The 24,377-nt window shown below is 61.3% G+C and carries 16 protein-coding genes; 13 read left to right on the top strand and 3 right to left on the bottom strand.

Going from position 1 to position 24,377, the window contains the following annotated elements:
* Window position 1: 1 nt before the first annotated feature.
* Genes HFK74_RS02235 through HFK74_RS02190 form a run of 10 tightly spaced genes read left to right on the top strand, consistent with a single transcriptional unit; the run spans window position 2 to window position 15,117 of the window.
* Window positions 2–3,067, top strand: coding sequence for a virulence factor SrfB (locus HFK74_RS02235; protein WP_180202171.1), 3,066 nt, complete (start codon window positions 2–4; stop codon window positions 3,065–3,067).
* Window positions 3,064–5,778: a putative virulence factor gene (locus HFK74_RS02230; protein WP_180202170.1), complete on the top strand. Its 2,715-nt coding sequence runs from the start codon at window positions 3,064–3,066 to the stop codon at window positions 5,776–5,778. The genes HFK74_RS02235 and HFK74_RS02230 overlap by 4 nt, the downstream gene beginning before the upstream one ends.
* A gap of 3 nt (window positions 5,779–5,781) precedes the next feature.
* A complete protein-coding gene (locus HFK74_RS02225) occupies window positions 5,782–6,819 on the top strand; it encodes a hypothetical protein (protein ID WP_180202169.1) in 1,038 nt (345 codons plus the stop codon).
* Window positions 6,819–8,810: a vWA domain-containing protein gene (locus tag HFK74_RS02220; RefSeq protein WP_180202168.1), complete on the top strand. Its 1,992-nt coding sequence runs from the start codon at window positions 6,819–6,821 to the stop codon at window positions 8,808–8,810. Before HFK74_RS02225 ends, HFK74_RS02220 begins: the two co-directional genes overlap by 1 nt.
* A gap of 10 nt (window positions 8,811–8,820) precedes the next feature.
* Window positions 8,821–9,522 (top strand): ABC transporter ATP-binding protein, encoded by a 702-nt coding sequence (locus HFK74_RS02215; protein WP_180202167.1) that lies wholly within the window; start codon window positions 8,821–8,823, stop codon window positions 9,520–9,522.
* Window positions 9,506–10,729 (top strand): ABC transporter permease, encoded by a 1,224-nt coding sequence (locus HFK74_RS02210; protein WP_180202166.1) that lies wholly within the window; start codon window positions 9,506–9,508, stop codon window positions 10,727–10,729. Before HFK74_RS02215 ends, HFK74_RS02210 begins: the two co-directional genes overlap by 17 nt.
* Window positions 10,719–12,263, top strand: coding sequence for an SUMF1/EgtB/PvdO family nonheme iron enzyme (locus HFK74_RS02205; RefSeq protein ID WP_180202165.1), 1,545 nt, complete (start codon window positions 10,719–10,721; stop codon window positions 12,261–12,263). Before HFK74_RS02210 ends, HFK74_RS02205 begins: the two co-directional genes overlap by 11 nt.
* A 34-nt stretch (window positions 12,264–12,297) precedes the next feature.
* Complete coding sequence (locus HFK74_RS02200) at window positions 12,298–13,035, top strand: hypothetical protein (protein WP_180202164.1); 738 nt, start codon at window positions 12,298–12,300, stop codon at window positions 13,033–13,035.
* Between the two features lie 4 nt (window positions 13,036–13,039).
* On the top strand, window positions 13,040–13,546 hold the full coding sequence (locus HFK74_RS02195) for a hypothetical protein (RefSeq protein WP_180202163.1): 507 nt from the start codon (window positions 13,040–13,042) through the stop codon (window positions 13,544–13,546).
* A gap of 56 nt (window positions 13,547–13,602) precedes the next feature.
* Entirely contained in the window at window positions 13,603–15,117 is a 1,515-nt protein-coding gene (locus tag HFK74_RS02190; protein ID WP_180202162.1) for a VWA domain-containing protein, read from the top strand.
* On the opposite strand, the gene HFK74_RS02185 is transcribed toward HFK74_RS02190, so the two are convergent.
* Window positions 15,114–16,055: a LysR substrate-binding domain-containing protein gene (locus HFK74_RS02185; RefSeq protein WP_180202161.1), complete on the bottom strand. Its 942-nt coding sequence runs from the start codon at window positions 16,053–16,055 to the stop codon at window positions 15,114–15,116. The genes HFK74_RS02190 and HFK74_RS02185 overlap by 4 nt on opposite strands.
* Before the next feature lie 157 nt (window positions 16,056–16,212).
* Between HFK74_RS02185 and HFK74_RS02180 the strand changes: the two genes are divergently transcribed.
* On the top strand, window positions 16,213–17,607 hold the full coding sequence (locus HFK74_RS02180; RefSeq protein WP_180202472.1) for a NorM family multidrug efflux MATE transporter: 1,395 nt from the start codon (window positions 16,213–16,215) through the stop codon (window positions 17,605–17,607).
* 105 nt (window positions 17,608–17,712) lie between these two features.
* Here HFK74_RS02180 and HFK74_RS02175 read toward each other — a convergent pair whose 3' ends face one another.
* Window positions 17,713–19,386 (bottom strand): bifunctional diguanylate cyclase/phosphodiesterase, encoded by a 1,674-nt coding sequence (locus HFK74_RS02175; protein WP_180202160.1) that lies wholly within the window; start codon window positions 19,384–19,386, stop codon window positions 17,713–17,715.
* A 254-nt stretch (window positions 19,387–19,640) separates the two neighbouring features.
* Here HFK74_RS02175 and rep point away from each other — a divergent pair, with 254 nt between their 5' ends.
* Window positions 19,641–21,650, top strand: coding sequence for a DNA helicase Rep (gene rep / locus HFK74_RS02170; protein ID WP_008054626.1), 2,010 nt, complete (start codon window positions 19,641–19,643; stop codon window positions 21,648–21,650).
* Between the two features lie 56 nt (window positions 21,651–21,706).
* Entirely contained in the window at window positions 21,707–22,279 is a 573-nt protein-coding gene (locus HFK74_RS02165) for a xanthine phosphoribosyltransferase (protein ID WP_020799401.1), read from the top strand.
* A 126-nt stretch (window positions 22,280–22,405) separates the two neighbouring features.
* On the opposite strand, the gene HFK74_RS02160 is transcribed toward HFK74_RS02165, so the two are convergent.
* Window positions 22,406–24,331, bottom strand: a complete 1,926-nt coding sequence (locus HFK74_RS02160; protein ID WP_180202159.1) for an acetyl-CoA hydrolase/transferase family protein — start codon at window positions 24,329–24,331, stop codon at window positions 22,406–22,408.
* Between the last annotated feature and the right edge of the window lie 46 nt (window positions 24,332–24,377).

Genomic DNA, 24,377 nt, shown 5'->3' with positions numbered 1-24,377 from the left:
CATGTTGCCTGAAGTCACTCAATTCGAAGACACCGTCACGCTGGTCAGCGACACCGGCATCCAGTTCATGGATTTCGCCCTGCGCCTGGATCCCCGCAAGGAACCGGCGGGCGAGTTCGCACCGATGATCAGCGGGCTGATCTGCCGCCTGGCGTACAACGAAGAGAAAGACTTCTTTTTCTACGAACCCGAACCGGAAAAGGTCGAAAAAGCCAAACCTGCGTTCAGCGTCGACATGAAAAGCAGCCTCGATTTGCTCGACGGTATCTGGCTGCCGATCCCGTTTTTCCGCTTCATGCCGCCGCATCGCTTCGACGAAGGTCCGAGCAACTGGTCGCGCATGCGCCTGGTGAAACTTGAGACTCCCGACATCGACGGCAACACCCATCGCCTGACGATGGCGTTCGACAGCCGTGTGATGCCCAAGCGTGACGGCACTGCCTATCTGGCGCCAAACGAAGAAGACATCAGCTCCGGCGTGTCTTTCAAACTGGCGACCAAGGCGAGCGAAACCCGCTGGTTTCTGGCGCAGCCGTGGGTCAACGAATGGTTGCTGGAAGTGTTCAATGAGGGCAATGCCCACCGTTCGCGCGCGGAGTTGGACATCGATATCCGCGCCAACCATCACCTGGCGCACTACCTCAACTTGCTCAGCCTGTTGAGCAAACCGTCAGCCGCCCAGCAGGCAAAGGCCGGGGCGAAAGTTGAAATCCCCGAGCTGAAAGTGGTCGCCAACGACAGCAATGGCCTGGTCAAACCGATTCCGGTGGACCTGGTACTGGACGTCGGCAACTCGCGCACCTGCGGCATCCTGATCGAAAACCACGGTCAGGCCGGCTCCGGGCTGAAGCAGAACTACGTGCTGGAACTGCGCGACCTGATCACCCCCGAACACACCTACAACCTGCCGTTCGAAAGCCGCGTGGAATTCGCCCAGGCGTATTTCGGCAAGGACCACTGCTCGGTCAAGAGCGGTCGTCACGATGCGTTCCAATGGGCGACGATTGCCCGTGTCGGCAATGAGGCCGGTCGCCTGGCCAGTCGTCGCCGCGGCACCGAAGGCTCCACTGGCCTGTCCAGCCCGAAACGTTATCTGTGGGACGAAAACGCCTATGGCCACGGCTGGCGTTTCAACTGTTCGTACATCAAGACCGACAATGAACCGTTTGCCACCGCCGCGCCGTTCTCGCACCTGATCAACGAAACCGGCGAGGCGCTTTACAGCCTCGAAGAAGACGATCGTTTGCCGGTGTTCATGCCGCGTTACTCACGCAGCTCGCTAATGACCTTCATGCTCGCCGAAGTACTGGCCCAGGCGCTGTCGCAAATCAACAGCCCGGCCCAGCGCTCGCGCCAGGGTCACACCCGCGTGCCGCGCCAGCTCAACAGCATTACCCTGACCGTGCCGCCGGGCATGCCGCAGGCCGAGCGCAGCATCCTCAACGAACGCATGCTGCAGGCCATCGGCCTGGTGTGGAAAAGCCTCGGCTGGCACGCCGGTGAGGAAGATCCACATCTGGATCAGGCCGTCAGCCCGCGCACGCCGATCCCGAGTATCCGTGTGGAATGGGACGAAGCGTCCTGCGGCCAGCTGGTTTACCTGTACACCGAGGTCAACGAGAACTTCGCCGGTCACCCGGAAGAGTTTTTTGACACCATCGCCCGGCCGGACAAGGCCGACCGCCAACGCATCACCCTCGCGACCATCGACATCGGCGGTGGCACCACCGACCTGGTGATCACCGACTATCGTCTCGACCGCGCGGGCAATACCGGCAGCGGCAGCAATGTGCACATCGTGCCCGAACAGCGTTTTCGCGATGGCTTCAAAGTGGCCGGCGACGACATCCTGCTGGACGTGATTCAGGACTTCATCCTGCCGAGTTTCGAAAAAGCCTTGCAGAACGCCGGCGTGAAGGCCCCGAACTCACTGATGTCGCGACTGTGTGGCGATGAATCGGTCAGTGCCCAGGACATGATCCTGCGTCAGCAATTGAACCTCCAGGTGTTCGCCCCGCTGGGCCTGGCGCTGCTCAAGGCGTACGAGCATTACGATCCGCAGGTCCCGCAGGAAGTCATCCCGCAAAGCTACCGCCATTTGCTCGGTGACAACGCAATCAGCCAGACCGTGCTCGACTACGTCAATGCCGCCGTGCGTCGAGATGTCGGCGCCCAGAGCGGTTTCGACCTGTATGCCGCGCCGATCAGCTTCGATCTGCAAAAGCTCCACGCCGCGTTCCTCAACGACCAGATCAACATCACCAAGATCCTCGGTGCGCTGTGTGAAGTGGTCGCGCATTACCCGTGTGATGTCTTGCTGCTGACTGGCCGCCCTTCGCGCCTGCCCGGCATCCAGGCGTTCATTCGCAAGGTGTTGCCACTGCCCCCGGGGCGCATTCTGGCGCTGCAAAACTACCGCACCGGCGGCTGGTATCCGTTTCACAAGAACGGCCGGATCGACGACCCGAAAAGCACCGCCTCGGTCGGTGCCATGCTCTGCCTGTTGTGCGCCAACCACAGCGTGCCGAACTTCTACTTCCGGGCATCGGCGCTCAAGCCGTATTCGACGGTCAAGAACATCGGCGTCATCGACCTGAACAACGTGATCAAGGACGCCGACGTTCTGTACCGCGATATCCAGTCCGAAGACTACAAAATCAAGCTACCGGTAATTGGCGATGGCGACGCCGCCGACACGCCACAGCTGGAAATGCGCGGCGATCTGCGCCTCGGTTTCCGCCAGTTGGCCGCTGAACGCTGGGCCGCTTCGCCGTTGTATACCTTGCGGTTCACCAAGGCGGGTCGGGAGAAGTTTTCCCGCGCAATCGGTGAAAACGGCAGCGCGCCGCTGCTCAAGGTGCGGTTCGAGGTCAAACCGGCGGACAAATACACCCGCAAGCAGGATCTGGTCAGCGACCGCCTCTCGGTTCGTGACATCGAATCCAACAGCAACAACGTCAACTTCAACCCGCGCAGCGACCTCGAGCTGGAACTCAACACCATGCTCGACGCCGGCCTGAGCGAGACCAAGTACTGGCTCGACAGTGGAAGTGTGAAACGCAAATGAATGACCTGACCCCCGATCAAACTCAGCTCTCTGCCAGTTGGGCCGCTGTTTATGAAGGCGCCGGTCAGGCGCTGGACTGGATTGGCCAGACGCGCGGCAATGCGCCGCGCCTGGACAGCGAAGCCGACAACCTGAACATCCGCCTGCACCGCGCCCGCAACCTGGCCCAAAGCCTCGGTCGCGTGGCCTGCACGCCGATGACCATTGGCTTTTTCGGCTTGTCCCAGGCCGGCAAGTCCTACCTGATTTCGGCCCTCGCCGCCGGTCAGAACGGCAAGCTGGAAACCGAGTTTGGCGACCAGCGCCTGGACTTCATCAAGCACATCAACCCGGTGGGCGGTGGCAAGGAAGCCACCGGCCTGGTAACGCGTTTCAGCCGTCGGGCGACGATCAGTCAGGACAATGACTTCCCGGTAGAACTCACGCTGTTCAAGGAAATCGAGCTGGCGAAGATTCTCGCCAACGCCTGGTTCAAGGATTTCGACCTTGAACGGATTTCCTACGAGATCGATGAAGAGCGCATCCAGCGCGTGCTCAAACCGTTTGAAGGCCGCGAAACCGGACCGCTGCAAACGGGCGTCAACGCCGACGACCTGGTGTCGCTGTGGGATTACCTGCGCGACAACTTCCGCAACTCGGTGAAGAAGCTCGAGCACCTGTACTGGCCCAAAGCGTTGCAACTGGCGCCACGCCTGAATTTCCAGGAGAGGGCCGAGCTGTTTTCGATTCTCTGGGGTGAGCAACGCGAGTTGACGCGCGTGTACCAGCAACTGGCCGGCGCGCTGCACAAGCTGGGCCTGCCCGAGACCGTGTTCGCTCCGCTGAAGGCCTTGGTGAGTTTCGACAACGACACCTACAGCCAGCGCGACAGCATCATGAACGTCGACATCCTCGAACGCTTCGGCAGCCCGCAGGACTTGCCGATCGATGTTCGACCGCTGGTGGGCGATCGCCTGCAAAACAGTCAGGCCATTGCGGTCGCACAACTGGCGGCACTGACCGCCGAAATGACCTTCCGCCTGATCGAAGCGCCAGTAGATGACATCGTCAATCAGGTCGACCTGCTGGACTTCCCCGGTTATCGCGGGCGCCAGAAACTGCACGAGATCGCCGACTCCAACGACCCCGAGTCCACCGCCAAGGACAACTCCGTTTCCCAGCTGATCCTGCGCGGCAAGGTCGCCTACCTGTTCGAACGCTACACCGACAACCAGGAAATGAACGCGCTGGTGGTGTGCACAGGCTCGACCAAACAGAGCGACGTCAACGACGTAGGCCCGGTGCTGACCCGCTGGATCGAAAAAACCCAGGGCGCCGACTCGGCCGCTCGCAGCAAGCGCGACACCGGCCTGATCTGGGCGCTGACCATGCTCGACCTGCGCATCACCAACTCCCTGAGCCTGACGCCTGATCAGTACGACGAGAGCTGGAACGGCATGATCAAGTTGACCATGCTGGAGCGTTTCGGCAGCCTGAGCTGGATGAACGACTGGGCCGGCACTCCGTTCCAGAACACCTATCTGGTGCGCAAACCGCGTATGGACGCGGCGTTCATCGGGCAAGACGCGACCGGTGCGGAAACCGGCCTCAATGCCCTCTATCAGGAACGTGTCAGCGCGCTGGGCACCAGCTTCGCCAGCAACGCTCTGGTGTGCAAACACATCAAGAACCCGGCCAGCGCCTGGACAGAAATGCTGCGCAACGATGACGGTGGCATCAGCCACTTCAGTGGCAGTTTCAAAGGCGTGGCCAATATCGAATTCAAATTGCAGCGCATCCGCGAGCAATTGAGCGAATGCCTCGAAGGCCTGACCACTCACGGCCTGAGCACCTGGTACCACGCTGACGACGACAGCGCCGCAGCCGCCAAGAAAGCCAAGGCGCAAATGATTCTGACGGGCCTGGGCCGTCGCCCGGCGGTACTTGGCGAATTGATCGATCAACTCGACATGCCGAGCGAAGAGGTGCGCGACCTGTACCTCAGCGGCGTATACGAAACCGATGACGAGCCGGCCGTGACCGACGAACCGGTCGCGCCGACGCCGAGCCAGAGCCTGTACGGCAACGACGCCGGTTTTGATTTCGATTTCGGTGACGACCTGAGCCCCGCCAGCACGCCGGCGAGCAACAAAACCGGCAACCCGGCGCCCGAGCTGCAAAGCAATGAGCATCGCTTTGCCAAAGCGGCCTTCAAGGCCTGGATCGCGCACCTGCGGGAACTGACAACCCGGCAAAGCCTGCTCAACCTGCTGGGGCTGGAAAAGGCCTTGCTGGAAGCGGTGGTCGATGAACTGATCACCGCCGGCTATCGCCAGGACTTGCCGGGGCAACTGAGCCGCGCCGTCCTCAAGCGCGCACAAAGTGGCGCGCGGCGCGATCAACTGGTCGAGCGCCAGGTACTGGAAGTGCAACGTGTGCTGCGCGATTTCGTGTCCTGGTTCGGCTACCTCCAGAAACCGGTGAACGAGCGCCCGAACAGCCGCACCGGAGCCAAGGCGCCCTTGTTCTCGTTCTACACCGACATTGGCCCGGGACAAGTGCCCGAGCTGCCGGCGCAACCGTCGAATCAGGCGCAACGGTACCTGGGCGACTGGCTCTCGGGCCTGGCCTACATCACGCAGGACAATGCCGGCCATGGTGCCGGACGTGAAATCACCCCTGAACAGAACGAACGGCTGGGCCAAGTGCTCACAGCCTTCGCAGCGAGATAAGCAATGCCAATTCGTGTCGACCTGCTCGCGTTAGAGCCCAATGTGCCTGGCCAGGCCCGCCTCACTGTGAAGAAATGGCAGGGTGGCGAGGAACAGCTGGAGTTTTCCATTCAGCGCAACCAGGACGGTTTTTACCTTCAGGACCACAAGGCCTGGAGCAACAATCCATTCTGGTTCAAGGTCTCGCGTTTCAACCTCACGGCCAGCGGCGAAGGTCTGGAAGCTCAGGTCGGCCCGGACGTGGTCGACCCGCTGCTGGAAGGCGTCGCCAACTCGCAATTCCAGATCGAACTGCGCGAACAGAGCCACGGCCATGCCGATAAAGGCGTGGTTCGCCCTGGCGTTGGTTTGCTGCCGTCCACGGCCGGCGGCCAGACACGCTCGACATACGGCGGTGCCGAATTGGCGGCGCCGAGCGCACCGGCACCGGAACCAGAGATCCCGGAGATCCCGGACCTGCCTGAACTGACCCTGTCCACCGCCGAGCCAGAACTGGAGTTGGAGTCGGTGCACACCGAGCCTGCCTATTCGCCTCCTCCCGCACCGGTGAAAAAAAGCAATAAAGGCCTGATTGGTCTGTTGATTGTGGTGTTGCTGCTGGCGGCAGGCGGCGGATTCTGGTTCTACAAACGCACCCCGGCCCCTGCGGTTGCCACCACTCCCGCCGCCCCCGTCGCACCTGCCGGCGCCGACGCGCAAGCCTGCACCCTCGACAGCATGAACAGCCTGCCCGAGTTGACCTTCGTCCAGACCTGCATCAAGGCGGCGCCCGACAGTGCCAAATTGCTGGAGATCATCAACCAGGCCAAGGCCAGCAAGCACTGCGGCGTCGCCCAGCGCCTGTACGCCAACCGTGCCCAGGCCGGTGACGCGCTGATCGCCAACGCCTATGCCCGTGAATACGACCCTAAATACCTGAAGGCCAGCGAGTGTTTCCCGACTGCGGACAACGCCACCGCCGCCTACTGGTACGAAACCATCCTGACCCAGGACCCGAACAACGCCGAAGCCAAGCAGCGCTTCGAGGAGTTGCAGAAGTGATGCGTTCGCCCCTGAGTCGATTCCTGCTGAGCGGTGCCGCATTACTGGCGCTGTGCATCAGCCCGCTGTCCCAGGCCGATGACAAACCGCTGATCCAGGCCGGTAAAAAGACCCTGTTCCAACGCGTGCTGACCACGCCGGGCTGCAAAGTCAGCCCGACGGCGGGCGGTGCGGCAGGCGACGCACCGCCCGTCTTCAGCCGCTTTTATGTGTACGAGCGTGCCCAGGCGAACAACGCCGAGTGGCTGAAAGTCGGCCCCGACAGCTACGGCAAAACCATTGGCTGGCTGCCTGCCAGCTGCACCACCGACTGGAAGATGCAGCTGACGCTGGCTTTCACTAACCCGGCCAACCGCGACCGGCTGCTGTTTTTCAAGGACCGCGCCACCGTCGAGGGCATTCTTGATGCACCGGACCCGGTCAGCAAAGTGGCGCCGCTGCGGGCCACGCTGAAAAAGGGCCAGCAAGCACCCGGCGTGCTGGCTGAAGAACCTGAATACTTCGTCGACCTGCAAAAGCAGTTCTACCTGCTGCCGGTGCTCAGTGGCGAAGAAGTCATGACCGAAAGCGGTTTCCGCACGCGCCTGCTCAACGTCGCTTCCGTCAGCAAGCCGGATGACAAGAACGCCAAGGGCGGTGCTGCAGGCAGCGCTGCCGGCAGCAAGGAAGCCGAAGACAAAAAGGCCAACCAGCTGAAGGAATTCAGTGCGGCCGTGGTATTTGTCATCGACTCGACGATCTCGATGGACCCCTACATCGACCGCACCCGTGAGGCGATCCGCAAGGTTTACCAGAAGATCGACGCGCAGAACCTCGGCAAGCAGGTCAAGTTCGGCCTGGTGGCTTTCCGCTCCAACACCCAGGCGGTGCCGGGGCTGGAATACACCACCAAGATGTACGCCGACCCTACCAAGGTGAAAGACAGCGCCGACTTTTTCGCCAAGATTGCAGACCTCAAACAGGCCACCGTGTCGAGCAGCAGCTTCGATGAAGACTCGTTTGCCGGCGTCATGGAGAGCATCGACAAGGTCGACTGGAACCAGTTCGGCGCACGCTACGTGGTGCTGATCACCGATGCAGGCGCCATCGAAGGCGACGACAAGCTGTCGAAGACCGGCTTGAGCGCTGCACAGGTGCGTATCGAAGCCGCCAACCCGGGCGTGGCGATTTACACCCTGCACCTGAAAACCCCGGCCGGCGCCAAGGACCATGCCAAGGCCGAGGCGCAATACAAGGACTTGTCGACCTACCCGGGCACCAACACTTCGCTGTACTACCCGGTGAACGCTGGCGATGTGCAGGAATTCGGGCGCAAGGTCGACGCACTGGCCGCAGCGATCACTACACAAGTCAAAGCCGCCTACATGGGCGAAGAAGCCATCGGCAGCGCAGCGAACGCCAAGCAGGACCCGGCCGATAAAAAAATGCTCGAAGACGCGGCGCTGATCGGCCACGCCATGCAACTGGCCTATCTCGGCGAGAAGACCAACAGCAAGGCCCCGCCAGTGTTCAAGGCATGGATCACCGACCGCGACCTGATCAAGCAGAACATCCCGACCACCGACGTGCGGGTGCTGCTGACCAAGTCACAGCTCAGCGACTTGAGCGATGTGATGAAGCAGATTCTCGATGCCGCCAACGAAGGCCTGATTTCGCCGACGGACATGTTCAATCGCCTGCGCTCGGTGGCGGCGACCATGGGTGCCGATCCCAATCAGCTCAAGCAGAACAGCAATGCCAAGCTGGCGGACATGGGCGTCCTCGGTGAATACCTCGAAGACCTGCCTTACCAGAGTGAAGTGCTGAACCTGGATGAAGAGACCTGGAAGAGCTGGGATGGCCTGGCACAGGAAAAATTCATCCGCACGCTGAACACCAAACTGCGGCATTACCAGCGTTACAACGCCGATGTCGATCGTTGGGTCGCTTTAGCCAAAGACAGCGATGCGCGGGACAACGTCTACCCCGTACCGCTGGAAATGATGCCTTAACGAGACGCCGATGCTCGATATCAAGAACCTGCTGGTGCGCCGTGGTGAAGGCGCACAGGCTCATCATGTGCGACTGCCGCACTTGCAGGTCCGCGCCGGGGAAATCCTCGCCATCACCGGCGAGAGCGGCAGCGGCAAAAGCACGTTGCTCGAAGCCATCGGCCTGTTGCTCGCGCCGGTGGAACTCGAGCGCTTTCGGCTGGGCCCGACGCACGCCCAGGATATCGCCCAATTGCTGGCCACTGACGACCAGCCTGCTCTTGCAGCGGTGCGTTCACGGCATCTTGGATTCATTTTGCAGAGCGGCGGCTTGCTGCCGTTCCTGAGTGTGCGCGACAACATCAGCCTGCCGCGCCGTCTGCTCGGGATGCCAGCCAGGAGCGATCACATCGACCACGCCGTTGACGTGTTGCGCCTGCAAGGGTTGCTGGATAAACAACCCCAGGCCTTGTCGATCGGCGAACGCCAGCGCGTTGCCTGCGTTCGGGCAATTGCCCATGAACCGCTGCTGCTGTTGGCCGATGAGCCGACCGCCGCGCTCGACCCTCACGGTGCACGGCGTTTGTTCGAGTTGCTCCTGAGCCTGGTGTCGAGCATGGGCCTGAGTGCGCTCGTTGTATCCCATGACTGGGCCTTGCTGAAGGATTTCGGCTTGCCGCGACTCGGCGCTATCAGCCATCAAGGGGAGACGCTGTTTGAACCGATGGATTGATCGCTTGCACCTGCTGGGCTCACTGGCACTGCAAGACCTGTGGCACGACCGCAAGGTCTCACTGTGTATCGCCGCCTCCCTGGTGGCGGTGATCGCGCCGTTGTTGTTGCTGTTCGGGCTCAAGCACGGGGTGGTCAGCCAGCTGCAGGACGAACTGCTGCGCGACCCGCGCAACCTTGAAGTGAAGATGCTCAGCAACGGCAACTACGACTCGGCCTGGATCGAGCGTTTGCGCCAGCGCCCCGAGACCGGTTTTGCCCTCGGCCAGACCCGCTCGCTCAATACCCAGGCTGACCTGCTGATCGGCATGCAACGGTTTGTCGAAGGCGCCGAAATCATCGCCACCGAGCCCGGCGACCCACAACTGAACCTGGCGTCACTCACCCCCGTCGGCAATCAAGTGATCCTCAGCGCCAGCGCAGCGCAACGCCTGCAAGCCAAGGCCGGTGACAGCGTGCAGCTGCGGGCCTTGCGCCGCTTGGATGGTGTCAATGAACGTGGCGAGATGACGCTGACGGTACTGGCCGTGCTCGACGGTGCCCGCTTCGGTCGCGCTGCCGGGTTTGTCGCCCCGCCGCTGTTGCTGGCTCTGGAGCGCTTTCGCGACGGTTATCAGGTCAGTGAGTTCGGCATTACCACCGGCAAGCCTCAGGATAATCTGCAACCGCTATATGCCCGCGCCCGCGTGTATGCGCGCGACATCGATCAAGTCGCGCCGCTGGAACACTGGCTCAACGAACAACACATCGAAACGTCGAGCCGACTGGCCGACATCGACAACGTCAAAGCCATCAATCATGTGCTGGGGTTGATCTTCGGTGTGATCGCCATCGCGGCACTGATCGGCTGCGTGGCGTCCATGGTTGGCGCGTTCCTGGCCAACATCGATCGTAAACGCAAAAGCCTGGCAGTCCTGCGCCTGCTGGGTTTCAAGCGCAGGTCCGTCGGCGGTTTCGTGGTCCTGCAAGCGCTGGTGCTGAGTCTGGCCGGCTACGTGGGCGGGCTGGGGTCTTATGCCGTGGGCAGTCATTTGTTCGACTACCTGCTCGGCGGCAGCCAGGCCACCGGCACCTTCGTTTGCCACATCACTGTTTGGCATGGCCTGGCCGCCCTGCTCCTGACCTTCCTGGTCGCTGCACTGGTGGCCATGATCGGCGCCCTGAGAGCCATCAACATCCAACCTGCGGAGAGTCTGCGTGAGCTATAAACGTTTTGGCTTGCTGTTACCCCTGAGCCTCGGCTACTTGCTCGACGCCTCGGCGGCGGGCTGGGAAGAGAAGTATTACAACCCGCAGCCCGAGGCTGGCGACGTCGTGCTGCCGATGCCCTGCGACGGCTCGATGGTGTTTCGCAAGGTGTTCATTCCGGTCGCAGGTCCCTTGGATGACTACCCGATCAATATCGGTCAGGACGGCGCGGAGTACGGCTATGTCGAGCAGACTCGACCGACCTTTATCGCCGGCAGTTTTACCGGGGCCAAGAACGACAAGTCCCGCTACTACCTGATGGCCAAGTACGAGATGAGTCAGTTGCAATACGCCGCGCTGACCGAAGCGACCTGCCCCACCGCCGCCACCAAGCTGCGCTTGCCGCAAACGGCGGTGAGCTGGGTGCAAGCCATCGACGCCGCCGACAAGTACAACCTGTGGCTGCGCAAAAACGCCGCCGGCAAGCTGCCGAAGGAGGACGGCGCCTTGGGTTTCCTGCGCCTGCCGACCGAGGTCGAGTGGGAGTTCGCCGCGCGCGGCGGGCTGGAGGTCGGTGCTGCTGAATTCCGCGACACGCACTACCCGATGCCAGAAGGCATCAACGCCTACGAGTGGTTCGCCGGGGCGCAATCGTCTAATGGCAAAGTGCAATTGACCGGCCTGCAAAAGCCCAACCCGCTGGGCCTGCATGACATGCTCGGTAACGTCGACGAAATGATGTTCGAGCCGTTTCGCCTGAACAAACTCGACCGCCAGCACGGTCAGGCCGGTGGCTACGTCGTCCGTGGCGGAAACTACCTGACCGCGCAGGCCGACCTGCATACTGCATTACGTAAGGAAGAACCGTATTACAATGCCGAAGGCCAGGTGAAAAACAAGACCACCGGCCTGCGATTGGTGCTGGTCTCCCCGACCCTCACCTCTCGCGAACGAGTCGCCAGCATCGAAAGCAGCTGGAAGAAACTCGGCACCGGCAGCCAGGAACCCGAATCCGCCGACAAAGGCACCGTGCAATCGCTGAACAGCCTCGCCTCGGGCGTCGAAGACAAAGCGCTCAAGGAAAAGCTCCAGGCCCTCGAGAACCAGCTGCGCGCCAGCAACCAGCAGCAGGAAGAAACCCGCGACCAGGCGATCCGCGCCAGCCTCAACCTGGGTGCGTTCCTGTGCACCAAGATGCTCGACGACGGCCAGTACGTGGACTTCCTGCAAAAGAACTACAAGCTCAATTGCGAAGGCACGGACAAAGACGCCAGTTGCGACATGCGTAAAGGCAAGCTCGAGGAGCAAAAGGATCGCCTGCACAAACTCAGCCGTTACTACGCCAGCAGCCTGGTGGAGTCGGCTACTTTGTACGGCCAGCCACTGCTTGAAACGCAAGTCCCGGTGATGGAAGAAATCATCACCCGCAACAAACAGTTGCAAGACCTGAAACCTTATTTGCGCACGCACTGGGCCAATCAGAAAGCGTTCCTGCAAAAGCAGAAAATCGACACTGCAGCCTGGCTGAACAGCTGCAAAACCGTCACTCAATAACAACGCGTCAACACCGTTACGTAGGAGTTTCACCATGTCGCGCAGCCTTTGGACTCGCTTCAAACTACAGATCGCTTTCGTAGTCGCCAGCAGCCTGCTAATGACCGGTTGCGCCAACACTGGCAGTTCCATGCTCGGCGATGGCGAAAGTGAAGGTCCCGACCCGCGCCTGACCCAGGGCAATGACGCAGAGTTCTTCAGCAAGTCCGGATACCAGGCCTGTGCCGTCGGCGCCGGTGTCGGCATCCTCGCTTGCGCGCTGTCCAACAGCAACAACAAAACCGTGTGCGTCATCGCCGCCGGTATTACCGCGTGTGGCGTGGCCATGGGCGCGAACTATTACCTGGATCAACGTCGCGCCCAATACGCCGACACCACCACCCGCCTGGCGAAGATGAACAGCGACGTCGAACAAGACACGCAGAACGTGATCGCCCGGACGGCGACCGCCCAGCAAGTGATCAATGATGACCGTGCGCAAATTGCCCAGATCAAAAAGGACATCGCCAACAAGAAAGTCGACAAGAGCAGGGCCCAGGCGCAAATCGCCGGGATCGATTCGGACATCGCACGCCTGCGCAAAGACCTTGCCAACATGCGTACCAAAGTCACCGAGTACCGCAAGGTGGCAGACGCCGAGCGTTCACAAGGCTCCAGCGCCGAGATCAGGCAAGTGGAGATGAACATTCAGAGAATGAACCAGAAAGTCGTCAGCCTGCAGAAGGAAGTCGACGCTCTATACAGCCAACGCTCCGCAATTACCCTGGGTTAAGCACATGACGCTACGACAACTGATGGTCATCACTGCCGTCCTGGCCCTGAGCGGTTGCGCGACCACGCCTGGCGAATGCGATGCGACCAATCGCGACAGCAGCATGCTGACCAAGATGAACTGTGACTATTCCGGTGGTTACAGCGATCAGGTCAAGCAGAAGGAAGAGGCCCTGAGCGAGTCCCGACGGCAAAACGCAATGTTCCGTCAGGTGTACGAGAACATTCAGGCCCAGCAGCTCAGCACCAAGGCCGATCTGGCCAGCCAGCAGAAATCCCAGGCGGCGCTGAATCAGTCGCTGACGCAATTGCTGAACTCGCTCAAGGCCCGGCGTGGCAATGAAGCCCAGGTGCAGAAGCAGATTGCCGACCTCGAGAAGCAGCTCAAGGCTACGCAAGTAGCGCCAACGGCCAAACCTACGCCAGCGGCGCTGGCGGCCAAGCAGCAAGAGCTGAAAACGTTGCAGAAGAAGGTCAATCAGCTGCAATTCAGCCTCGGCTACGAAGAGTAACTTTTCACCCCGCAGGGCATCCCGACGGATGCCTGCTTTTTTCAGGAATCATCGTCATGCAGCGGGTCATCAGGGATGCGCAAGCCACATCGGAGGGGATGAGTGCACTGCAAGCCAAAGTCGCCCTCATCCAGAAACACTTTCCGCCGACCGTCGCCAGCCTGTTTGCCATCCCGCGGATGGGCAGCGGCGACGTGCTGGAATGGTGGACGGAACTGGGCGGCCAACCCACGCCTTATGCCGATCTCAACGAGGACGCGCAACGACGTTTGCTGCAAACCTATGAGGTGCGTCAGACGTCCCTCGGACAGCTGGCGGATGAACTGCAAAAACGCGGTCAACCGACGGAAGCGGATGACCTGCGCAGCCTGCTCGGCACGCCTGAACTGGACAAACTCTACAGCCTCAACGGTGAGCCTTTGGTGGTGCGCTGGAACCAGCGTCCGCCCAAACCGATCGTGCCACCGGTAATTCCGGTGGCGCCGGTCGTAGCGCCATCGCGGCGTGGCTGGTGGCTCGCGGCGGCCTTGCTCGCGCTGTTGTTGCTGCTTCTGGCGCTCTGGCTCTGGTGGTTCCTGCACCGTGAGCCGGTTGTCGTGGTTCCGCCTGTAGCGCCTGTAGCGCCGGTGGTTACGCCTGCGGAGAAACCGGTTGAGAAGCCCGTTGAGAAGCCGGTTGAGCCTGTCCCCGCGCCAGTCGTGGAACCGGAACCGAAACCTGTTCCGCCACCAGAACCCAAGCCAGAACCGGTACCGGTACCGGAACCCAAGCCGGTCCCGCCACCCAAACCGGCACCGGCTCCCGCTCCCGCACCGGAACCCAAGCCGACCCCGCCACCCAAACCGGTTCCCCCGCCAAAACCGGAAGTGGCGGCCCCGCCACCCGCCCCGACGCTGGACAACTTCGCATGCCGCAAAACAGCGCCGAAGTCAGAGGTCCCGCAGTTCGTGGTGGTGCTCGACACTTCGGGCTCGATGGATTTGAACATCAAGTCAGTGAAAGCCGACGAGGACTGGTTCTACGGTCCTGACATCAACAAGCTCCTGGACCCGAACCGCACCATGCGGCTCACCTCCAAACCCAGCCGCATGGATGTCGCCAAGGAATCGCTGGCCGGCATGATCAACGGGCTGGACCCGAAAATCGACACGCGCCTGATCACCTTCGCCGGCTGCGAAAGAACACCGGACCGGGGTATGTACAAGTTCGGCGACCGCCCGCGGCTGATCAACGGGATTCGAGGCCTGATTCCAGACGACGGCACACCGCTGGCCGACAGCCTGGCCCACGCGGCGAGTACCGTCGACGGGCGCAATAACGATGCGGTCATCGTGATGTTTGTCGACGGCGAAGACGGTTGCGGGCAGGACGTTTGCGCGGTTTCCCGTCGAATCGCCAGGGAACAACCGCGCCTTCGGGTCAACGTGGTGAAAATCGGTGCTGGCGGCCCGTCACGCTGTATCGCTGAAAACACCGGGGGGCGGATTTACAACAGCACCAATGCGGCTGAGTTGGGTAACCTGTTGAAACAGGCGAGCAAGGAAGTCTCCAGCAATGCCAAGTGCAATTAGCTTGTTGCTGAATTGAGGTGACCCAGGTGCTCGACCGCCGGTAGCTCCATGGCCCGAACCTCGCCCAGGAGGAAAACGCTGAGGCGGCGCAAACGCTCGCCTCCGGGGCGGGTTTTCGGCCAGACCAGGTAATAATTCTCACCGCTGGCGACCGCCGTCGGCCACGGCAAGCTCAGACGCCCCTGCGCAACATCCTCAGCCACCATCAACAAATCGCCCATGGACACGCCATAGCCTCGGGCGGCGGCGATCATCCCCAGCTCCAGCGTGTCGAACACCTGGCCGCCCTTGAGTGAGACTTGATCGGTCAGGCCCATGCGCTCCAGCCAACTGCGCCAGTCGCGACGGTCGGGCGTTGGGTGGAGCAGTTCGGTGCTGGCCAGGCGTGCAACGTCCCAAGGCTGATCGTTCAGAAGGTTAGGCGCGCCCACCGGAATCAGTTCCTCTGGAAATAACAAAGTAGCCTCCCAGTCCGGCGGGAAATGCCCGTTGCTGAGGATCACGGCGCAATCGAACGGTTCCTGATTGAAGTCCACCGAGTCAATGTCCATCCAGGCGCTGGTCAGCTGTACTTCATTGCCCGGTTGAAGGTGCCGAAAACGGCTGAGCCGCGCCAGCAACCAGCGCATGGTCAAGGTCGACGGGGCTTTCATGCGCAGGATGTCGTCTTCGGCGCGCAAGGTATTGCAGGCGCGCTCCAAGGCGGTGAAACCGTCACGAATACCCGGCAGGATCAATCGCGCCGACTCGGTCAGCTGCAGATTACGGCCACTGCGGTGAAACAGCCGGCAGGCAAAATGCTCTTCGAGGGTACGAATATGCCGACTGACTGCACTTTGGGTAATCGACAGCTCTTCCGCGGCCCGGGTAAACGACGTGTACCGCGCCGCCGCTTCGAATGCGCGCAGGGCATATAAAGGAGGAAGACGACGGGACATCAGGAAAGCTCCTACAGCAATTTTGAGTACCCTAGCAGAAACTCTCCAGCATGAGTTTGAATCATGCTACCCATCCTTTTTATCCCTTTGTGCAAACGCCGCAGAGCGCCGAGAATCGACGCTTTCCTGTTCTCTTTGATAAACGAGCGTGATGACCATGCAGCATCCAGCGCGTATTGAACTCTGGGCCATCCTGCGGCTGGCGGGGCCGTTGATCGCCTCGCAGTTGGCGCACATGCTGATGGTCCTCACCGACACCCTGATGATGGCGCGCCTGAGCCCCGAGGCACTGGCTGGCGGTGGACTTGGCGCGGCGACCTATTCGTTCGTGTCGATTTTCTGCATCGGCGTGATCGCGGCGGTCGGCACACTGGTGGCCATCCGCCAAGGTGCCGGCGATATTCTCGGCGCCACCCGGTTGACCCAGGCCGGGCTTTGGCTGGCATGGTTGATGGCGCTGGGCGCCGGCCTGCTGCTGTGGAACCTCAAGCCGGTACTGCTGCTGTTCGGCCAGACCGAAAGCAACGTCCAGTCGGCCGGTCAATTCCTGATCTTCCTGCCGTTCGCCCTGCCCGGCTACCTGAGCTTCATGGCCCTGCGTGGCTTTACCAGTGCCATCGGCCGGGCAACGCCGGTAATGGTCATCAGCCTGGGCGGTACCGTCGCCAACTTCCTGCTGAACTACGCGTTGATCACCGGAATGTTCGGCTTGCCGAAACTGGGGCTGATGGGCATCGGCCTGGTCACGGCGATTGTCGCCAACCTGATGGCCCTGGCGCTGGCGTGGCACATTCGCCGGCACCCGGCCTACGACGCCTACCCACTGCGCCAGGGCTTGTCGCGGCTCAACCGCAAGTATCTGAAGGAACTGTGGCGCCTGGGCCTGCCGATTGGCGGCACCTACGCCGTGGAGGTCGGGCTGTTTGCCTTCGCCGCGCTGTGCATGGGCACCATGGGCAGCACGCAACTGGGGGCGCACCAGATCGCACTGCAAATCGTCTCGGTGGCCTTCATGGTGCCCGCGGGGATTTCCTACGCGATCACCATGCGCATCGGTCAGCATTACGGTGCCGGGCAGTTGCTGGACGCACGGCTGGCCGGAAGGGTTGGCCTGGCTTTCGGCGCGGCGGCGATGCTGTGTTTTGCGATGGTCTTCTGGCTTTTGCCGAACCAGCTGGTCGGGCTGTTTCTCGATCACAACGACCCGGCGTTTCGCGACGTCATCAACCTGGCCGTGAGCCTGCTGGCAGTGGCGGCGTGGTTCGAGCTGTTCGACGGCACGCAAACCATCGCCATGGGCTGCATTCGCGGGCTCAAGGACGCCAAGACCACCTTCCTGGTGGGACTGGGCTGCTACTGGCTGATTGGCGCCCCGGCAGCCTGGTGGATGGCGTTTCACCTGGACTGGGGGCCAACGGGCGTCTGGTGGGGGTTGGCGCTGGGGCTGGCCTGTGCAGCGGTGGCCCTGACGCTGGCGTTTGAGTGGAAGATGAAGGGGATGATTCGGCGGGAGCCGGTGCCAGACCGTTTCGACGCCATCCAGGCCGAATGAAAAATTGTAGGAGCTGGCTTGCCAGCGAAGGCGGTTCGTCATTCAACACATTTGTCGACTGACCCACCGCATTCGCGAGCAAGCTCGCTCCTACAGGTTTTGCGTTTAAACGACGATTTCCAGCGGCGCCTGCTGATTGCCGTCAAACATCAGGTATTCCACCAGATCCGCCAACGGCAACGGCTTGCTGATCAAATACCCCTGCACCTGATCGCAATTGAACCCGCGCAACAGCTCCAGTTGCTCCGGTGTTTCCACGCCCTCGGCGACCACTTCCAGGTTGAGGTTGTGCGCCAGGTTGATCATCGCGTGCACCAGTTGGCGGTTTTCCTGGCGCTGCTCCATGCCGCCGACAAAGCTCTTGTCGATCTTCAGCAACGTGATCGGCAGGCTGTTGAGGTGCACGAAGGATGAAAAACCGGTACCGAAGTCATCGAGGGAGAAGCGCACACCCAGGCGCCCAAGGGCGTCCATGGTCTGCTTCACCAGGTCGCTGCGGCGCATGACCGCGGTTTCGGTCAGTTCGAATTCCAGCCATTGCGCTTCGACACCGCGCTCGCTGATCAAGCGGCTCAGGGTCGAGAGCAACTGGCTGTCCTGAAACTGCCGGAACGACAGGTTGATCGCCATGTGCAACGGCGGCAAACCGAGCTCAAGCAACGCCTGCATATCGCGTAAGGCCCGGGAAATGACCCAGTAACCCAGTGGCACGATCAAACCGCTCTGCTCGGCCAGGGGCACGAACTCGCTCGGTGGCAGCAAGCCGCGCTCGGCATGGCGCCAGCGCACCAAGGCTTCGAGGCCGACGATTTGCCCGTCTTCAAGGTTCATCCGGGGCTGGTAATGCAACTCCAGCTCATCGCGGCGCAAGGCCCGGCGTAGCTCGGTTTCGAGGTCGGCGACGCTGCGGGCATTGCGGTTGATGCGTTCGTTGAAAATATGAAACGTACAGCCCTGGGTGCTCTTGGCCTGCTGCATGGCGATATGCGCGTGCCACATCAACGGGTCGGCGCCCGCCTGTGCCCGGGCATGGGCAATGCCCAGGCTGGAGCCGATCAGCAGGCTTTCGCCGTCGACCCAATAGGGCTCGGCCAGCGCTTCGGTGATGCGCTCGGCCATCCATTCCGCGCGTTGAGGGGCGCGGCGGGTGTCGATCAGCAAGGCGAACTCGTCGCTGCCGAGTCGCGCCAGCTGATCGCCGGCTTCGAGTTGGCCTTTGAGCCGTGCGACCACCTGCAGGATCAGGCGGTCGCCGGCCTGGTGGCCGAGGGCATCGTTGGCGTAACGGAAGTTGTCGAGATCAAGATGACCGAGGGCCAGGCCGCGTCCGTCGTTTTCCGCCAGCCGTGCCGTCAGCAGGGTCTGGAAACCCTGGCGGTTGGCGATGCCGGTCAGCGGATCCTGCTCGGCCAGGCGTTGCAGGGTGTTTTCCAGCAAGCCGCGCTCACGCACATGGCGCAGGCAACGGCGCAGCATGCCCGGGTCGAGATGATCGCGTACCAGCCAGTCGCTGACGCCATCGGGCGGAATCAGGGGCTCATGCTCGAGCAGCAACACCGTCGGCAGGCAGCAACGGCCCGGCGCCGGCTGGAGAGCCGGGATCGTCAACAACACCGCACTGCGGCTGTCATCGAACAGACTGCTGACCGACTCCCAGCTCGGAGCGCTGATGAGCACGGCCGAGCTCCCCATCGGAGCCAGACACTCGCGCAACAACGCTGCCCACGCTGGCTCTTCGGCCAGTAGCAGCAAACGCAAGGGTTCGACAGGCGTAGACAATCTAGCTCCCTAGACTCTGCAAAGATGTAGGCGGCGGCATTATGCCGCGCCGATCCCTGATGACCAATGGACATCCGAGGCCTTTGTATCCGGAATTACGAACATTAGACGCGATTTTGTTGTGCATCCTGCGTGAAAGTAACAAAACCGGCAAATACAGATCGCGTTATACGTCACAAGTCGGAGAGAGCAGCACAATTCGCTGAGCCTGTTAAAATGCCGGCCCATTTCGTGACTGACTCCTGAATTTACCTATGTCCCGACTCAATCCCCGGCAGCAAGAAGCCGTGAGCTACGTCGGCGGCCCTCTTTTGGTGCTCGCCGGTGCAGGCTCCGGCAAGACCAGCGTGATCACCCGAAAGATTGCCCACCTGATCCAGAACTGCGGCATCCGCGCCCAGTACATCGTCGCCATGACCTTCACCAACAAGGCCGCGCGCGAGATGAAGGAGCGGGTCGGCACCCTGCTGCGCGCCGGTGAAGGCCGCGGCCTGACGGTCTGCACCTTCCACAACCTGGGCCTGAACATCATCCGCAAGGAACACGTGCGGCTGGGCTACAAACCCGGTTTCTCGATTTTCGACGAGACCGACGTCAAGGCCCTGATGACCGACATCATGCAGAAGGAATACTCGGGCGACGACGGCGTCGACGAGATCAAGAACATGATCGGCGCCTGGAAAAACGACCTGATCCTGCCGGCCCAGGCCCTGGAAAACGCGCGTAACCCCAAGGAACAGACTGCCGCCATCGTCTACACCCACTACCAGCGCACGCTCAAGGCGTTCAACGCGGTGGACTTCGACGACCTGATCCTGCTGCCGGTGAAACTGTTCGAAGAGCACGCCGACATTCTGGAAAAGTGGCAGAACAAGGTGCGTTACCTGCTGGTGGACGAATACCAGGACACCAACGCCAGCCAGTACTTGCTGGTGAAGATGCTGATCGGCAAACGCAATCAGTTCACCGTGGTTGGCGACGACGACCAGTCGATCTACGCCTGGCGCGGCGCCCGCCCGGAAAACCTGATGCTGCTCAAGGACGACTACCCGTCCCTGAAAGTGGTGATGCTGGAGCAGAACTACCGCTCCACCAGCCGCATCCTGCGCTGCGCCAACGTGCTGATTTCGAACAACCCCCACGAATTCGAAAAGCAGCTGTGGAGTGAAATGGGCCACGGCGACGAGATCCGAGTGATCCGCTGCCGCAACGAAGACGCCGAAGCCGAGCGCGTGGCCGTGGAAATCCTCAGCCTGCACTTGCGCACCGACCGGCCTTACAGCGATTTCGCGATCCTGTACCGGGGTAACTATCAGGCCAAGTTGATTGAACTGAAGTTGCAGCATCATCAGGTTCCCTATCGCCTGTCCGGCGGCAACAGCTTCTTCGGGCGCCAGGAAGTGAAAGACCTGATGGCCTACTTCCGCCTGATCGTGAACCCGGACGACGACAACGCCTTCCTGCGCGTGATCAACGTCCCACGCCGCGAGATCGGTTCGACGACGTTGGAGAAGCTGGGCAACTACGCCACCGAGCGAAAAATCTCGATGTATGCCGCCACCGACGAAATCGGCCTGGGCGAGCATCTGGACAGCCGCTTCACCGATCGCCTGTCGCGCTTCAAGCGCTTCATGGACAAGGTTCGCGAGCAATGCGCTGGCGAAGACCCGATCTCGGCCCTGCGCAGCATGGTCATGGACATCGACTACGAGAACTGGCTGCGCACCAACAGCTCCAGCGACAAGGCCGCCGACTACCGCATGGGCAACGTGTGGTTCCTGATCGAAGCGTTGAAAAACACGCTCGAGAAGGACGAAGAAGGCGAGATGACCGTCGAGGACGCCATTGGCAAACTGGTGCTGCGCGATATGCTCGAGCGTCAGCAGGAAGAGGAAGAAGGTGCCGAAGGCGTGCAGATGATGACCTTGCACGCTTCCAAGGGCCTGGAATTCCCTTACGTGTTCATCATGGGCATGGAAGAGGAAATTCTTCCGCACCGCTCCAGCATCGAAGCCGACACCATCGAAGAGGAGCGGCGCCTGGCCTACGTGGGCATTACCCGCGCACGTCAGACCCTGGCCTTCACCTTTGCCGCCAAGCGCAAGCAGTACGGCGAGATCATCGACTGCGCACCGAGCCGCTTCCTCGATGAGCTGCCGCCGGACGACCTGGCCTGGGAAGGCAACGACGACACACCAACCGAAGTCAAAGCCGTGCGTGGCAATAGCGCATTGGCAGATATACGCGCGATGTTAAAGCGCTAGAATTGACCACTTTATTTAGACCTTCGGCGCAAAAGGCGCCAAAAGAGGACAGCTTCATGGAAGCCCTGCACAAGAAAATCCGCGAAGAAGGCATCGTGCTTTCCGATCAGGTCCTGAAAGTCGACGCCTTTCTGAACCACCAGATCGACCCGGCCCTGATGAAGCTGATCGGCGATGAATTCGCCACGCTGTTCAAGGATTCGGGCATCACCAAGATCGTCACCATTGAAGCGTCGGGCATTGCGCCGGCGATCATGACTGGCCTGAACCTGGGTGTGCCGGTGATTTTCGCTCGCAAGCACCAGTCCCTGACCCTGACTGAAAACCTGCTGTCGGCGACCGTTTACTCGTTCACCAAGCAGACCGAAAGCACCGTGGCGATTTCTCCGCGCCACCTGACCAGCAGCGACCGCGTACTGATCATCGATGACTTCCTGGCTAACGGCAAGGCGTCCCAGGCGCTGATCTCGATCATCAAGCAGGCTGGTGCCACCGTGGCCGGCCTGGGGATCGTGATCGAGAAGTCGTTCCAGGGCGGTCGTGCGGAGCTCGATGCCCAGGGTTATCGTGTTGAGTCGCTGGCGCGGGTGCAGTCGCTGGCTGGCGGCGTCGTGACCTTCATCGAGTAAAGCCGCCACACCGCATTGATCGTTCCCACGCTCTGCGTGGGAATGCAGCCCGGGACGCTCTGCGTCCCATCAAGAGCCGAACGCAGAGCGTCCGAAGAGGCATTCCCACGCAGAGCGTGGGAACGATCAGACCGGTGTAGTGGCCTTGAGACCTGTCAGCAACAACCGCTGAAACAAGTCCTCCTTCAGTCCCTCAGGTCTGGTCAGCTGCATACGCTCCAGATGTTCGGAAAACGATGCAGGCTCCGGCGCATCCAGCGCAGCCTTGCCCAACTCCAGCACTTCACTCAGTTTGAACTTGCTCTTCAACCAGTTCAGCGCCCGCAACACATCCCGCTCCACCTCCGTGAAATCACAACCCAGCGGATATTCTGGAAACAACGGCGAATGCCGCGCCTGAATCGCCTGCAAACGCTGTGGTGTGTTGTCGGTGAAACGCGGATCCAGGTGGAAATCCTTCGGCAACTTGCCAACCTTCCGTGCCTGCTCGATCAAGCCCGGCTGAAAACGCGAGTCGCTGATGTTCAGCAGGGCTTCGATCACCGCCGCGTCCGTCTTGCCGCGAAGATCGGCAATGCCGTACTCGGTGACCACGATGTCCCGCAGGTGTCGCGGGATGGTGCAATGACCGTACTCCCAGACAATGTTGGAACTGACGTCACCGCCCGACTCGCGCCAACTGCGCAGCAGCAACACCGACCGTGCACCCTCCAGCGCATGCCCTTGGGCAACGAAGTTGTACTGTCCGCCTACACCGCTGAGCACGCGCCCATCTTCCAGCTGATCCGCCACACCGGCGCCTAGCAGGGTTACGGTAAACGCGGTGTTGATAAATCGTGCATCGAGCCGCTGCAGGCGTTTGAGCTCTTCCTGCCCGTACAGCTCATTGATGTAGCTGATGCGGGTCATGTTGAATTCGAGCCGCTTGCTCTGCGGCAACTCGCGCAGGCGCTGATAGAAACTGCGCGGGCCGAGGAAGAAGCCGCCATGCACCGAAATACCGTCGGTTTGCGCCGCTTCGTCGAGGGTGCCGGCGTTGGCCTGCTGCTGGGTCGGCACATCCGGGTACACCTTGCGCCGCACGATCCCGGCATCGGCCAGCACCAGCAAGCCGTTGACGAACATTTCGCTGCAGCCGTAAAGGCCCTTGGCGAACGGTTCGATGCCACCCTCGCGCTCGATCAGTCGTGCCCATTGGCTCAGATCCAAGTCGCTCAGTAAAGCCTTGTAGGCGTCGTTGTCGGCCTGACGTGCCAGCAATGCAGCGGTCAGCGCATCGCCCATGGAACCGATGCCGATCTGCAGGGTGCCGCCATCACGCACCAGCGTACTGGCGTGCAGGCCAATGAAGTGATCCTGCAAACCCACCGGCATGTTCGGCGTGGAAAACAGCGTGGTGCTGTCCTTCTCGTCTATCAGCAGGTCAAAAGTGTCGATGCCGACTTCAGCGTCACCGGGCATGTAGGGCAAATCGTCGTGCACCTGTCCGACCATCAGGACCGTCTCCCCGGCCGCCCGGCGCCTGGCGATCATCGGCAACAGGTCCAGGGTGATGTCCGGGTTGCAGCTCAGGCTCAAGCGATCGGGGTGTTCCACATGGCTGGCCACCCGTTGCGCGACCAGGTTCAACCCGGCGGCGTTGATATCCCGGGCGGCATGGCTGTAGTTGCTGCTGACGTAATCCTGCTGGGCCGACGCGCTGTTGAGCAGGCTGCCCGGCTGCATGAAAAACTGCTGGATGTGAATGTTGGATGGCAGGTTGTCGCGCTGCAGGGCGGCGAGGAAATCCAGCTCCGGATAATCGCCAAAGACCCGTTCGATGAAGGGCTCGAGAAAGCGCTTTTGCAATCCGTCGCCCAACGCGGGACGGCCAAGGCACAGGGCGGTGTAGATCGTCAGTTGCCGCTGCGGCAATTGCGCGACACGTTGATACAGCGCGTTGACGAAGGGGTTGGGTTTGCCCAGGCCCAAGGGCAGGCCCATGTGGATATGCGCCGGCAACCTCGCCAACACCTCGTCGACCGCTTGCTCGATAGAACACAGCTGCACCATCCGATCCTCCCGTACATTCCATGAATTGGGGTTGGACCGAGCTTGC

The organism is Pseudomonas sp. SbOxS1, from assembly GCF_013416725.1.
In the GTDB taxonomy this organism is placed as follows: domain Bacteria; phylum Pseudomonadota; class Gammaproteobacteria; order Pseudomonadales; family Pseudomonadaceae; genus Aquipseudomonas.
The sequence above is the reverse complement of the archived record's forward strand: the minus strand, read 5'-3'. Positions and strand labels throughout refer to the sequence as shown.